This window comes from Acinetobacter sp. SwsAc4 (assembly GCF_013391535.1).
In the GTDB taxonomy this organism is placed as follows: domain Bacteria; phylum Pseudomonadota; class Gammaproteobacteria; order Pseudomonadales; family Moraxellaceae; genus Acinetobacter.
In genome coordinates this window covers 1-13,489 of sequence record NZ_JACAXC010000016.1, presented here as the reverse complement: position 1 = coordinate 13,489, position 13,489 = coordinate 1, and the positions used below count along the sequence as shown (strand labels likewise).

At 38.1% G+C, this 13,489-nt stretch carries 14 protein-coding genes; 4 read left to right on the top strand and 10 right to left on the bottom strand.

Annotated elements, in window-relative coordinates; translation table 11 throughout:
• Positions 1–55: 55 nt before the first annotated feature.
• The 3 genes from HYG88_RS09115 to HYG88_RS09105 form a co-directional block, all read right to left on the bottom strand.
• Entirely contained in the window at positions 56–1,222 is a 1,167-nt protein-coding gene (locus tag HYG88_RS09115; protein WP_005160980.1) for an ATP phosphoribosyltransferase regulatory subunit, read from the bottom strand.
• Between the two features lie 439 nt (positions 1,223–1,661).
• The gene (locus HYG88_RS09110) at positions 1,662–1,976 is read right to left on the bottom strand and encodes a hypothetical protein (protein WP_005160981.1); all 315 of its coding nucleotides are present in this window, start codon (positions 1,974–1,976) and stop codon (positions 1,662–1,664) included.
• A 39-nt stretch (positions 1,977–2,015) separates the two neighbouring features.
• Entirely contained in the window at positions 2,016–3,041 is a 1,026-nt protein-coding gene (locus HYG88_RS09105) for a type I glyceraldehyde-3-phosphate dehydrogenase (RefSeq protein WP_005160984.1), read from the bottom strand.
• Positions 3,042–3,221: 180 nt separating this feature from the next.
• On the opposite strand from HYG88_RS09105, the gene alaS reads away from it, so the two are divergent.
• From alaS to csrA, 3 genes are all read left to right on the top strand, one after another.
• Entirely contained in the window at positions 3,222–5,912 is a 2,691-nt protein-coding gene (gene alaS, locus HYG88_RS09100; RefSeq protein WP_171063563.1) for an alanine--tRNA ligase, read from the top strand.
• A 66-nt stretch (positions 5,913–5,978) separates the two neighbouring features.
• Positions 5,979–7,259, top strand: a complete 1,281-nt coding sequence (locus tag HYG88_RS09095; RefSeq protein ID WP_005160988.1) for an aspartate kinase — start codon at positions 5,979–5,981, stop codon at positions 7,257–7,259.
• A gap of 240 nt (positions 7,260–7,499) precedes the next feature.
• On the top strand, positions 7,500–7,763 hold the full coding sequence (csrA, locus tag HYG88_RS09090) for a carbon storage regulator CsrA (protein ID WP_004661337.1): 264 nt from the start codon (positions 7,500–7,502) through the stop codon (positions 7,761–7,763).
• 78 nt (positions 7,764–7,841) lie between these two features.
• Here the strand turns inward: csrA and rnhB are convergent, their stop codons facing one another.
• The 4 genes from rnhB to HYG88_RS09075 all read right to left on the bottom strand — a co-directional run bounded on the left by rnhB (position 7,842) and on the right by HYG88_RS09075 (position 9,354).
• Positions 7,842–8,408 carry a ribonuclease HII gene (rnhB, locus tag HYG88_RS09085; protein ID WP_005160993.1) on the bottom strand — a complete coding sequence of 189 codons (567 nt, stop codon included), beginning with the start codon at positions 8,406–8,408 and terminating at the stop codon, positions 7,842–7,844.
• A 39-nt stretch (positions 8,409–8,447) separates the two neighbouring features.
• On the bottom strand, positions 8,448–8,654 hold the full coding sequence (locus HYG88_RS15275; RefSeq protein WP_005160996.1) for a hypothetical protein: 207 nt from the start codon (positions 8,652–8,654) through the stop codon (positions 8,448–8,450).
• 18 nt (positions 8,655–8,672) lie between these two features.
• Positions 8,673–8,834, bottom strand: a complete 162-nt coding sequence (locus tag HYG88_RS15270; protein ID WP_005160999.1) for a hypothetical protein — start codon at positions 8,832–8,834, stop codon at positions 8,673–8,675.
• Positions 8,835–8,979: 145 nt separating this feature from the next.
• Complete coding sequence (locus HYG88_RS09075; protein ID WP_005161007.1) at positions 8,980–9,354, bottom strand: hypothetical protein; 375 nt, start codon at positions 9,352–9,354, stop codon at positions 8,980–8,982.
• 215 nt (positions 9,355–9,569) lie between these two features.
• Between HYG88_RS09075 and HYG88_RS09070 the strand changes: the two genes are divergently transcribed.
• Entirely contained in the window at positions 9,570–10,124 is a 555-nt protein-coding gene (locus tag HYG88_RS09070; protein WP_005161010.1) for a cytochrome b, read from the top strand.
• A gap of 42 nt (positions 10,125–10,166) precedes the next feature.
• On the opposite strand, the gene HYG88_RS09065 is transcribed toward HYG88_RS09070, so the two are convergent.
• From HYG88_RS09065 to HYG88_RS15265, 3 genes are all read right to left on the bottom strand, one after another.
• Positions 10,167–11,165, bottom strand: coding sequence for an adenosine deaminase (locus tag HYG88_RS09065; RefSeq protein ID WP_005161014.1), 999 nt, complete (start codon positions 11,163–11,165; stop codon positions 10,167–10,169).
• A gap of 81 nt (positions 11,166–11,246) precedes the next feature.
• Entirely contained in the window at positions 11,247–12,566 is a 1,320-nt protein-coding gene (locus tag HYG88_RS09060) for an NCS2 family permease (RefSeq protein WP_005161017.1), read from the bottom strand.
• A gap of 331 nt (positions 12,567–12,897) precedes the next feature.
• Positions 12,898–13,095 (bottom strand): hypothetical protein, encoded by a 198-nt coding sequence (locus tag HYG88_RS15265; RefSeq protein WP_005161023.1) that lies wholly within the window; start codon positions 13,093–13,095, stop codon positions 12,898–12,900.
• Positions 13,096–13,489: the final 394 nt, after the last annotated feature.

Below are 13,489 nucleotides of genomic sequence, written 5' to 3'. Positions count from 1 at the left end.
AGCCTCATTACATCATGCTGTTAAAATTGGAAGCCAAGCTTTTTCAACTTAGCAATTAAATTTTTTCAATTACCCATTGCCCATTTTGCAACACCATTTGATGCGTCGCATAAGGTACAGAGCTTAAATCATCATTACCTAACAATTGCACTACACTTAAACCTTGAGTACGTGCATCAGCAATAGCATTCAATAGATCTTGTTGATTGCCTTTAGGAGCGACCACTGTTTCAATTTCAGCAAATTGTGTAGCGCCTAAAGCATATAAATCACAACTAAAACCTGTTGCTGGACGAGCACGACCAAAGTGCTCACCAATACCATCATAACGCCCACCCTGAGCAAGTGGCGCAGCGCGATTAGGCGCATAAATGGCATACATCAAACCCGTATGATAGTGGTAACTACGCAGTTCAATGACATCTATACCAATATCAAGGCTAGACCAGCGAGATCTTATTTCTGCAAAAGTTGTTTTCAATGCATCAAACGCATTTTTAAAATCAACATCATTTAAAATATTTGGACTTAAATGTGCTTGCAAAGCGTCTAGATCGCTTGCATAACGACCTAGAGCATAAAAATCAGTACCCATTGGCAAGTCTTGAGTAAATTCTTCTAATTCTGGTAAAGCCTTACGCTGATATAAATCAGACAGCTGATTTTCAGTATTTTTATTTAAACCAGCGCGCTTAACCAGACTACGGAATAAACCAACATGACCTAAGTCTAAGTGAACACCTTGTAAACTATCTGTTTTTTCCAACAAACCGAGCATAACATCAATCATTTCGACATCAGCTTCGATGCTGTCATGACCATATAGCTCCGCACCCAACTGGAGTGGGGCGCGTGTTGCATTAAAGTTTTGCGGTTTTGTATGAAGGACTGTACCTGCATAGCAATAACGAGCTACACCTTCAATTGGTCGAACATGCGCATCAATACGTGCAACTTGCGGTGTCATATCCGCTCGAACACCAAGCAAACGACCAGAAAGTTGATCAATAACTTTAAATGTAACCAAATCTAAATCTTGATTTGATTCTGAAAGTGAAGATAACGATTCGATGTATTCAATAAATGGGGTATATACCAATTGATAACCGCGAACTGCAAGAAAATCTAATGCTTGTCTACGCAAAGCTTCAACAACTTGCGCTTGTTCGGGCAATACATCTGCTACCCCGTCAGGGAGCAACCATGTCTCTGAAATGGTCATGTTCAAACCTAAAATCTGTTCAATGTGGAGGCATCCACACAAAAAGCAACCACATAAAAAAATCGGGTGAATGCCCGATTCAGCGTAGTGTAGCACGAAGATTTATATGATGCACCTGAGAATTTGAAGAAATATGATTGATTCAATTCTCTTTATCTTGAATCTTTACACTACATTTAACGAGTTAATTCAATAGATTGAAACTATTCACTAATATGAGAAACCCATGTTCTCGTCCCTAAGAACTGCCCGACATCTGAACTATCACCCTGCTTCCAGTTAATCAAGTTTAATTTTTTTACTGCATTAAGTTGAGTATTCAAAATAAACATGCAAAAAATTCTTTTAGAAAATTAGGCTTAGCTTGTTTATAGATGAAATTAAAACAGACGTACACATGGTTACTTTTTTATGGCAACTTATGAATACAAATAAATATTTAAAAGTTTTTATTACTTCCTTTAACCACAATTTCTAAAACATTCACCAGCTCAACATTTTGTTTTTCTAATGCAGCAATATTAGCAACAGTCCTATCTAAAACTTCTTGTTGTACATGCATTTTTTTAGCAAGATCCTGCATAATTTCCAAACTCTTTTTTAAATGCAACTCTAAATGCACTACTTTTTCTTCTAATTGCAAAACATGAATATCTTGGCTTTGTACAGTTGAAGTTTTAAACTGAAACCAAAATAAAAAAGCAACAGCCATCAATAAAACAATCAGAAAACCCCAAATCAACATCAATGTCATAATTTCATCCCCAAATTTTCTTTTTAATATATGATCTGTTTAATTACAAAAAGATTCACACAAATCAAGTAGTCGATTCGCATATCCCCACTCATTATCATACCATGCAAACACTTTAGCTTGATGACCCACCACCATGGTTTGAGTTAAATCGACGATTAAAGAATAGGGCGAATGATTAAAATCACTTGAAACCAAATCTTCATCTGTCACTTGCATGATCTGCGCATAATCATATTGAGCTGCTTTACTCAAAACCTCATTGACTTTGTGTACTGTAATTGGTGAATGCGAAACAAAAGTTAAATCAATTGCTGCGACATTAATGGTCGGCACACGAATGGAATAACCATCAATTCGACCTTCCATTTTTGGCATGACTTGTTTTAATGCCCCTAATGCACTCGATGTGGTTGGAATAATATTTTGTCCTGAAGCTCGGGCACGACGTAAATCTCGATGTGCATGGTCTAATACCGATTGATCTGCTGTGACTGCATGGATTTCTGTCATTAAAGCGGTATCAATGCCAAAGGCATCATCAATAATTTTGACCAACGGAACCAAGGCCTGAGTAGTGCAAGATACACTCGAAATAATTTGATCAGTTACTTTCACATCATTGTGATTGACACCATAGACAATTGCAGCATCGACCGAATCAAAAGGTGCAGCCCCAATAATCACCCGCTTTGCCCCTGCTTCGACATGCCGAGTTGCATCAGCACGTGAACGGAATAGACCTGTACATTCCAATACAACATCTATTTTTAAATCTGCCCAAAGAAGTAATTCAGGTTGAGCCTGTTTAAATACCTGTAATTTTAATTGTCGTTGATGGGACTGAATATTTAAAAATATCTGTTCATTTTCAATCTGAATTTCAACTTGACCTGCAAAACGTCCATGCGTGGTATCGTATTTAAACAAATGTACCAAAGTCTGCACATCGGCAATGTCGTTGATAGCAACGATATCAAATTGAAATTGTTTTGGACTCTCAAACCACGCACGTAATACATTTCGACCAATTCGACCAAATCCATTGATAGCGATACGTTGCATGCAGAGCCCTTTCATCAAAACATCATCTTTTCTATGCTATATGGTAAAACATGAACAGCGCTATTGAATATAGATTTTTAGTTTAAACACAGTTTTATATGATATTGCTTGTAAAATCGTTGGTTGGGATCATATTTTCCGTTATAATTTAGCACTTTTAAAAATTATGGACGCTTGGTTGTGAGTACTCGTTTTATGACATCCGCTGAAATCCGTGAAGCATTTTTGCGTTACTTCGAATCGCAAGGGCATACACGTGTTGCTTCGAGTTCTCTCGTTCCTGCCAACGACCCAACTTTACTGTTTACCAATGCTGGTATGAACCAGTTTAAAGATTGTTTCTTAGGTTTAGAAAAGCGTGATTATGTTCGTGCTGTTTCATCTCAAAAATGTGTACGTGCAGGCGGCAAACACAATGACCTCGACAATGTAGGTTATACCGCACGTCATCACACTTTCTTTGAAATGTTAGGTAACTTTTCTTTCGGTGATTATTTTAAAGAAAATGCACTGAAATTTGCTTGGGAATTTTTAACCAGCGAACAGTGGTTAGGCTTACCGAAAGATCGTTTATATGTCACGGTTTATCATACCGATGATGAAGCATTTGATATCTGGAACAAAGAAATCGGAATCGATGCTGAACGTATCATTCGTATTGGCGATAACAAAGGCGGAAAATACGCATCTGATAATTTCTGGGCAATGGGTGATACAGGTCCTTGTGGTCCGTGTTCTGAAATTTTCTATGATCATGGTGATCATATCTGGGGTGGCTTACCAGGCTCACCTGAAGAAGATGGCGACCGTTTCATCGAAATCTGGAACAACGTTTTCATGCAGTTTAACCGTACTGCGGATGGTGTAATGCACCCTCTTCCAGCACCTTCTGTAGATACAGGTATGGGCTTGGAGCGTATTTCTGCAGTTCTGCAACATGTCAATTCAAACTATGAAATTGATCTGTTCCAGCACCTGTTAAAAGCTGCTGCTGAAATCATTGGTTTGGATACCACTGCAATTGAAGCTGAAGCGAAAGCTCAAAATAAACCAGTTGAATACCCAGCTTCTTTAAAAGTGATTGCAGATCATGCACGTTCATGCTCATTCTTGATTGCTGACGGTGTTAATCCTTCAAATGAAGGTCGTGGTTATGTGTTGCGTCGTATCATTCGTCGTGCAGTGCGTCATGGTAACAAGCTCGGTGCAACTGGTTCATTCTTCTACAAGATGTTGCAACCGCTAATTGAAGTCATGGGTGAAGCATATCCTGAACTTGCAGCACAACAGGCACGCATTGAAGCGCAACTGCTGAAAGAAGAAGAGCAATTTGCGAAAACACTTGAACAAGGCTTGAAATTACTTGAAGGTGAATTGGCTCAGCTAAAAGGCAATGTGATTGCTGGTGAAACTGTATTTAAACTTTACGACACTTACGGTTTCCCGACTGACTTAACTGCTGATATCGCGCGTGAACGTGATCTTACAATTGACGAAGCTGGCTTCGAAGTTGAAATGGCTGCACAACGTCAACGTGCACGTGATGCTGGTAAGTTTGCAGTTGATTATAACAACATTGTAAAAGTTGAAGGCGAAACTCAATTTGACGGTTATGATGCAACTCAAGGTCAAGGTCAAATTGTTGCGATCTATAAAGATGGCATTCAAGTTGATGAAATCAACGAAGGTGACGAAGCACTCATCGTATTGAACCAAACCCCTTTCTATGCAGAAAGTGGTGGTCAGATTGGTGACACTGGTATTTTCAAAAACGATACCGGTATCTTTGAAGTTCAAGATACCAAAAAATCTGGTGGTGCTTTTGTACACCAAGGTATCGTCACTATGGGTAGCCTCAAAGCAACTCAAAATGTAGAAGCAACGGTTAAAGCAGATATTCGTGCAGCAACAGCACGCAACCACTCTGCAACTCACCTTCTGCACGCAGCTTTACGTCAAATTCTGGGTGAACATGTTCAACAGAAAGGTTCTTTGGTTGCAAGTGATATTTTGCGTTTCGACTTTGCTAATGACCAACCTGTTTCATTTGAACAATTGCAACAGATTGAGCGTTTAGTCAATGCTGAAGTGATTGCAAATACGGCAGTAAGCACTGAATTACTTGATATTGAATCGGCGAAGGCCAAAGGCGCAATGATGCTTTTTGGTGAAAAGTATGGCGAAGAAGTTCGTGTACTTTCTATGGGTTCTATTATTGAAGAGAAAAACTTCTCTATTGAACTTTGTGGTGGCATTCATGTTAAGCGCACAGGTGATATTGGTTTATTCAAGATCACTTCTGAAGGTGGTGTAGCAGCTGGTGTTCGCCGTATTGAAGCCGTAACGGGTACCAAAGCACTTGAAGTTGTGCAAAAAGCTGAAGCTGATATTCAGACGATCAATGCTTTATTGAAAGCGCAAAAAGATCAAACTGTTGAAAAAGTTGAATCAATTGTTGAAACAGCATCAAGTCTGCAAAAGCAAATTGAACAATTGAATCAAAAATTAGCCAGCTTCCAAGCAGCTGATTTATTAGATCAAGTGAAAGAAATTGCTGGTCGTCAAACACTTATCACATCAGTAAAAGGTTTAGATGCCAAATCATTACGCAATCTTCATGACAGCGTAAAATCAAAATTGGAAGATGCAGTCATTATTTTAGCTGGTGTTGACGGTGATAAAGTGAGTTTAATCGCCTCTGTCGCTAAACAATACGCTGCAACTCTAAAAGCAGGTGACATCATCAAACATTTAGCTCAAGAGCTTGGTGGCAAAGGTGGTGGTAAACCTGACTTAGCACAAGGTGGCGCGCCACTTAACGAGAAGTTTGATCAAGTAATCGCAGCATTGCCTGCTTGGCTTGAGCAATAATAACAACTTCACTTTTGTGTAACTGACCCTGATGCCTCTCAGGGTCATGGCTTATATGGAACAACTATGGCATTAATCGTTCAAAAATATGGCGGTACCTCTATGGGTACTCCTGAGCGCATTTTAAATGTTGCTCATCGTGTCAAGCGTTGGCATGATCACGGTCACAAAGTGGTCGTGGTTGTATCGGCAATGAGTGGTGAAACCAACCGCTTACTTGCGCTTGCTAAAGCCATTACTAGCACCCCTAACCCACGTGAACTTGATCAAATGGTGTCTACGGGTGAGCAAGTAACGATTTCCATGTTAGCTATGGCACTGAATTCTATTGGTGTAGAAGCTAAATCATACACTGGACGTCAAGTTGGTATTAAAACTGACAGCGCATTTACCAAAGCGCGTATCGAATCTATTGATACCGATGTCATGACAGCTGACTTAGATGCTGGTCGTGTGATTGTTGTCGCAGGTTTCCAAGGCTTTGATGCTGAAGGAAATATTACAACATTAGGTCGTGGCGGCTCAGATACCTCTGGTGTAGCGCTTGCAGCTGCATTAAAAGCAGATGAATGCCAAATTTACACAGATGTGGATGGTGTTTATACCACTGATCCTCGTGTTGCACCTAAAGCGAAAAAAGTTGACCGTATCTCTTTTGAAGAAATGCTTGAAATGGCATCTTTAGGTTCAAAAGTTTTACAAATTCGTTCGGTTGAATTCGCAGGCAAATATCAGGTTCCATTACGTGTATTATCAAGCTTTGATAATGACAATGACGGCGCATTTGATGAAGATTTCAAACAAAACGTAGGCACATTAATCACGACTGAGGCAGAAGACGACATGGAACAACCAATTATTGCAGGCATTGCATTTAACCGTGACGAAGCAAAATTAACGATTTTGGGTGTTCCAGATGAACCAGGCATTGCCTCTAAAATCTTATCCCCGATTAGTAATGCTAACATTGAAGTGGATATGATTATCCAAAATGTTGAAGAAGATGGTACTACTGATTTTACCTTTACTGTAAATCGCAATGATCTTGCTAAAGCTAAAGCAATCTTGGACCAAACAGCAAGCAGCATTGAAGGCTGTGAAGTTGTCACTCGCGATGACATCGTAAAAGTGTCTATTGTTGGTGTAGGTATGCGCTCACATGCTGGTGTAGCAAGCAAAATGTTTACAGCTCTTGCGGATGAAAGCATTAATATCCTCATGATTTCTACTTCAGAAATTAAGATTTCTGTCATCATTGAAGAAAACTACTTAGAGCTTGCTGTACGTTGCCTACATACTGCTTTTGGTTTAGACCGTGAACATGGCGAAAGCAGTGCACGTGCTTAATTCATAGCACAATAAACATATTTACTTTCAAGTAAATGGTAAAAAATACAGAGCCACTATAGTTTTTATTACAGTGGCTCTGTTATATTAAGTTGTGAGGTTTTTCAGAAAAACTCGGCAGAACTTACGAAAAAAAGCTGTTTTTTACATATTTCTGTTAAAATTTTCTGTATATTAAGGCTGTGCTTTCAAATAATGAATTCCCTGTCGCAAGTTTAAGCGTTTAGCAAGGAGATAAACATGCTGATTCTGACCCGTCGTGTCGGAGAAACATTAATGATTGGGGATCAAGTCAGTGTTACTGTGCTTGGCGTAAAAGGTAATCAGGTGCGTATTGGTGTAAATGCTCCAAAAGAAGTTTCCGTGCATCGTGAGGAAATTTACCAACGTATCCAACATGAACGTGCTATGCATGAGCATTTACAACATCTTGATCAAGATTATCAACTTTCTTTTGAAGAAGATAATAACGATTTCACTCGACATAATAACTTCAATCGTTAATGTACAGAATTCTTCTCTAACAACTAAAGCGACTAATCATTAGTCGCTTTAGTTGTTTATGGAGACTCATTTATATATTTATAAACCCAGTGCTTTTTTTACTGGCGCATAACTACGACGATGTTGATCAATCACCCCATACGCTGCAATTGCTTCAAAATGTGCTTTGGTTGGATAGCCTTTATGTTTTGCAAAACCGTAATTCGGGTATTTCTGATCTAGTTCATACATTTGACGGTCACGTGTTACTTTAGCCAAGATACTTGCTGCACTAATCTCAGCATGACTCGCATCCCCACCAACAATCGCCTCACACAATATTTCAATTCCTTTCGGAATTTGGTTGCCATCAACAATCACTTTTTCAGGCTGAATGTTTAAGGTATCTACAGCACGACGCATGGCTAAAAAAGTTGCCTGTAAAATATTAATTTCGTCAATTTCTGAGTGGGAAGCTTCTGCAATTGACCAAGCTAAGGCCTTCTCTTGAATTTCTAAGAAAAGTTTTTCACGTTTCTTTTCAGTTAATTTTTTAGAATCATTTAAACCATCAATCGGATTATTGGGATCTAAAATTACCGCAGCAGCAACAACTGAACCGACCAAAGGCCCACGCCCTGCCTCATCTACACCAGCAACAAACATGATATTACTCACAAAGATTAGCTGCTTCAGAGCAACTAATTACAACCTATTTAAACTGTTGTATTTTATCACTTCTGATACGCAAGCGTTCATCGTTTTTGCGACAGCAACTCCTGTTAATGCTGTTCTAGCTTTTGAACCAACTGCCGCTAAAGCAAGCTCTGATGGAGATAATACAGTAGGTGCATTTTTACCAACACATTTACAAATTTGCTTTTTCTTCTGTTGTTTTTGGTTCTTGGTCATTAATTTACTTGCAACTTTCTAAGCCGCGAAATCATCGATATCATGAGTACACTTGGTTTGTGCTGCACATTGTATTGCTGACGTACCCATTTTCAGTTTAGTTGGTTCAGCACTTTGTGCGTCAACACCTGCAAATAAGGTAAAGAAAGAGAAAAGAATAAAAAAATTGTTCTTATTCATACAAAACCTATTCTAAACGTAGGTATTTTTACAATTTAATCATATAAGTCTATTAACACGATCTCCAATTACAAGACCATATCAATTTCATGTAAAAAAGCAGAACCAAGTCAAACTTAGCTCTGCTTAGCGTATTTCATCAGAATTATTTCTTCAACACTTCTGCGACACAGGCATTTACTGTTTTAGAAACAACTTGATTTACAATCGTTGCACGCGCTGTAGGATCAATCGCAGCTGTGGCCAATTCAACAGTCGTTACACTATTTGGTGCTTTTTCACTAACACATCCACATACATTCGTTTGAATGTTTTCACGTTGCTCAGATGTCATTAAACGCGTCGCTGTTTTCCATGCTGGTAATGTATTGATCTCATTAATACATTTTGCATTCACAGCAATTTTTAATGCAGCCATACCTAGCTGCTGAGATGTTGTTGCAGTGGAATTATTAGTATTTGGCGCAACGCACCCATTTAAAGCAAATAACATAGGTACGATAAAGAATAATTTTTTCACGAACTCAAACCTGTATCCAAAATTTTAGCACGCGTATTGTGCCTAAAGGATGACTTGAAAGAAATGACTGTGTAGATTCTTTACATAATATAACAATCAAGTTGCATTTTACTTACTGCTCTACACGTAAAACGCTCTGTTACATATACACTGTATATGAAGAAAAATGAGCTATTTAAAATCGTAAAACTCATATTCACCGCTAGGATGTTGCGATGTCAACCTCAGCACAATATTACACTCGCACAGCGCAAATTTTACACTGGCTGATGGCAGCTATTTTTATCACAGCTTGGCTGATCGGCTTTTACAGTGGGAATTTTCTCAGCTATGACGTTGATGGAAGCTTCAAAGGCAATGTTATTACACTACATAAAAATATAGCCACCACCATTATCTTTCTGGTTGTGATTCGAATTTTTTGGCGTTATACCCACCCAGTCCCTAAACTACCAAACACCATGTCACCTATGATGAAGACTTTGGCTCATATCGGCCATTTCTTACTGTATCTCATGCTACTTGCGCTACCAATTACCGGCTGTTTATTTAGCTGGAGTGCTGGACATCCAGCTCCTGTTTTATATTTATTTGAAATTCCTCGCCTAGTTCAAGATAATCCTGAATTGCTTGAAATAGTGAAACCATTACACATTTATCTTTCTTGGTTTGCAGGTTTACTTATTGTTGGTCATGCTTTAGCAGCAATAAAACATCACATGATTGATAAAGATAATGTCTTATTGAGTATGTTGCGCCAACCTAAATAAATCCTGACACATAAAAAAACCGCTTAACGCGGTTTTTTACATTTAAATCTTTTTTACTTCTGCAATCCATTTCTGTTTCTCATCATCAGAAATAAAGGATGCCTCAAAAGAGTTAATTGCAAGTTGCTTAAGCTCATCATTCGATAAATCTAAAGCCTGCTGAATTGCTACAAAGTTATCATTCATATAACCACCGAAATATGAAGGATCATCCGAGTTTACAGTAACATGCACACCTTTTTGTAATAAACGGCGGATGTTATGCTCACCCATGTCATTGACAACACAAAGCTTTAAATTACTTAAAGGGCAAACTGTTAATGGCATTTTTTCTGCGATTAAACGTACCATTAACTGCTCATCTTCTTCTGAGCGAACACCATGATCAATACGGTTTACTTTGAGTAAATCCAAAGCTTCCCAGATATATTCTGGGGGGCCTTCTTCACCTGCATGTGCCACAATCAAGAAACCTGCTTCACGTGCTTTAGCAAAAACACGTTCAAATTTCGAAGGAGGATGCCCTACTTCGCTTGAATCTAAACCAATTGCAATAATGTCATCTTTAAATGGCAAGGCTTGCTCAAGTGTTTCAAATGCTTTTTCTTCACTTAAATGACGCAAAAAGCACATGATCAATTGAGAACTAATCCCTAATTTTTCTTGAGCATCTTTACAAGCACGCTTTAAACCTGCCAGTACCGTTGCAAATTCAACCCCACGCTCAGTATGTGTTTGTGGGTCGAAGAACATCTCTGTATGCACGACACGATCTTCAGCACATTTCTCGAAATATGCCCAAGCTAGATCATAAAAATCTTGTTCATGCACCAGCACGTTCGCACCAGCATAATAGATATCAAGAAATGATTGAAGATTATGGAAGTTGTAGGCTTGCTTTACTTCCTCAACTGATTGATACGGAATCTGAATCTGATTACGCTGTGCAATTGCAAACATCAGTTCTGGTTCAAAAGTCCCTTCAATATGCACATGCAATTCGGCTTTGGGTAAAGCACGAATCAGCTCGATTTGATTCATATTAACTCCATGTTTAAATAAAAAAGGGTGTTGCCTGTTCGGTACACCCTCTAAAGGTTTTATCAATAACTTTTAAATGGCTTAACCACCAAATGCAATAAATTTAAATACCCACAGTGCAGCAATAATCCAAACCATGTAAGGAACTGTTTTTGCTTTGCCTGTAAATAATTTGACTAATGCATAACTAATAAAGCCCATTGCAATACCATCCGCAATTGAATACGTAAATGGCATAAATACAATCGTTAAAAATGCAGGTACTGCTTCTGTAATATCATCCCAATCAATATGTGTGATTCCTTGAATCATCAACACACCGATAAATAATAATGCAGGAGCTGTTGCAAAACTTGGAACAGATTGAGCTAATGGTGCCAAGAATAAGCAGCCAATAAATAAGAATGCAACGACAACGGCAGTCAAACCTGTACGACCACCCGCAGCAACACCAGAGGCAGATTCGATATAAGGTGTGGTTGAAGATGTACCTAATGCTGCGCCTGCAACAATTGCTGTTGAATCAGCAAACAACGCTTTCTTCAAACGAGGTAACTTACCATCTTGTAGTAAACCTGCACGGTGCGATACACCAACCAAAGTCCCTGTACTATCAAATAAATCGACAATAAAGAAGACAAAAATCACACCAACCATACTTGCAGTAAATAAACCTTCAAAGTCCATTTGCATAAAGGTGGGTGCAATCGATGGAATTTGTCCAACAACACCTTTAAATTCATTTAAGCCTAAAGCTGTCGCTATTCCAGTCACAGCAAGAATACTAATGATGATCGCACCACGAACTTTTAACTGGTGTAAAACCACAATCATTAAAAAGCCAAATAAAGCTAGTAAAACCGTAGGTTGCTTGATATTTCCCAGACCAACTAAAGTCGCTGGATTGTCTACAATGATGCCTGCATTTTTAAGTGCAATGAGGGCAAGAAATAAACCAATACCCCCGCCAATCGCAAATTTAAGCGACATAGGAATAGCATTGACAATCGCTTCACGAATTTTAAAAAAGCTGATTGCCAAAAAGATTAAACCTGATACAAAAACAGCCGCAAGCGCCGTCTGCCAAGGCACACCCATGCCTAAACAGACCGAATAGGTAAAGTAGGCATTTAGGCCCATCCCCGGTGCAAGTGCGATTGGATAATTGGCAACAATCCCCATTACCAAGCAACCAATAGCAGCAGCTAAACAGGTTGCAACAAACACGGCACCATGATCCATTCCAGTTTCGGAAAGAATAAGTGGGTTTACAATAATGATGTAACACATCGTCAAAAATGTAGTTACACCCGCTAGAACTTCTGTTCTGAAGTTGGTTTTGTTCTCACTTAATTTAAATAAGCGTTCTAAAACACCAACCGAAGCATTAGGCGTTGTCATAACATAGCACCTGTTAAAATCTGAGATCTTAGGAATTGAAATCTATACACTTGCATTTCAATCTTTTTTGAATTTGCGAAATGGCATACACAACGACAAAGCAATCTCTATGCCAGCCAAATGCTTGTGACACCAACAAGATGTATAAATCTGACCCGCTATCAAAATGTAAAAAGCTGCATAACAAGATGCAGCTTTTTATTCAATGGTAAATATTTTAACAGATTTTAAGCAAAACTTGATGGCTTCAAATCAAAAAAAAGCCTAGTTATCATACATTCTAGAAAGACACATACACTGAATTGCAATAATTATTGATTAATATCAATGACTATTGATCGTTCTTATACGATGACAAATGTGTATGCTTGATATAATTAGGATTATTCTGGATCATATGCAAACTGTGTTCCGCATCATTTACAATTTTCGTAAGCTCTTGGCGTCTTTTATCTTGGGCATCTACATATGCAGCGTAACCTAAAACAACAATCGAACAAACAACAAGCAATGGAAGGAATTTCTTCATTATTATCTCTATTGTATGCTTTTCTTGAATATTAACAATAATAAACAAAAAAGAGAATTAATTAACATTAAATAATCAAAAATTAGAAATAAATCACAATTATATGATTGTTTATGAATTGATTTTGTATATTTTTCATCCAAATAAATCTTAAATTATTTATATTCTTAATGCAATTGCATTTTATATAATTCAATTAGATAGCTTGAAATTTAAGCATTTTTTATAACATTTGTTAAAATTAAAGATGGATTATTATCAAAAATCAACTCTGTACACGACAAATTTCATAGAGCCCTTGTCCTATCAGGCTTTTTCTTTCTTAAAATTGCGAGCACTTTCTTAAATTCTTCTTTTTTTCCAAAACCAATCAAACGTAGAATAGCCATCTGAA

What these genes read in the sequence shown, in the direction of transcription:
- HYG88_RS09105 (WP_005160984.1), bottom strand. Translation starts at nt 3,041, where the DNA reads ATGCAACGTATCGCTATCAATGGATTTGGTCGAATTGGTCGAAATGTA.
- HYG88_RS15270 (WP_005160999.1), bottom strand. Translation starts at nt 8,834, where the DNA reads ATGAATAAGAACAATTTTTTTATTCTTTTCTCTTTCTTTACCTTATTT.
- HYG88_RS09070 (WP_005161010.1), top strand. Translation starts at nt 9,570, where the DNA reads ATGTCAACCTCAGCACAATATTACACTCGCACAGCGCAAATTTTACAC.
- HYG88_RS09095 (WP_005160988.1), top strand. Translation starts at nt 5,979, where the DNA reads ATGGCATTAATCGTTCAAAAATATGGCGGTACCTCTATGGGTACTCCT.
- HYG88_RS15275 (WP_005160996.1), bottom strand. Translation starts at nt 8,654, where the DNA reads ATGACCAAGAACCAAAAACAACAGAAGAAAAAGCAAATTTGTAAATGT.
- HYG88_RS09060 (WP_005161017.1), bottom strand. Translation starts at nt 12,566, where the DNA reads ATGACAACGCCTAATGCTTCGGTTGGTGTTTTAGAACGCTTATTTAAA.
- HYG88_RS09110 (WP_005160981.1), bottom strand. Translation starts at nt 1,976, where the DNA reads ATGACATTGATGTTGATTTGGGGTTTTCTGATTGTTTTATTGATGGCT.
- HYG88_RS09065 (WP_005161014.1), bottom strand. Translation starts at nt 11,165, where the DNA reads ATGAATCAAATCGAGCTGATTCGTGCTTTACCCAAAGCCGAATTGCAT.
- HYG88_RS09115 (WP_005160980.1), bottom strand. Translation starts at nt 1,222, where the DNA reads ATGACCATTTCAGAGACATGGTTGCTCCCTGACGGGGTAGCAGATGTA.
- HYG88_RS15265 (WP_005161023.1), bottom strand. Translation starts at nt 13,095, where the DNA reads ATGAAGAAATTCCTTCCATTGCTTGTTGTTTGTTCGATTGTTGTTTTA.
- rnhB (WP_005160993.1), bottom strand. Translation starts at nt 8,408, where the DNA reads ATGTTTGTTGCTGGTGTAGATGAGGCAGGGCGTGGGCCTTTGGTCGGT.
- csrA (WP_004661337.1), top strand. Translation starts at nt 7,500, where the DNA reads ATGCTGATTCTGACCCGTCGTGTCGGAGAAACATTAATGATTGGGGAT.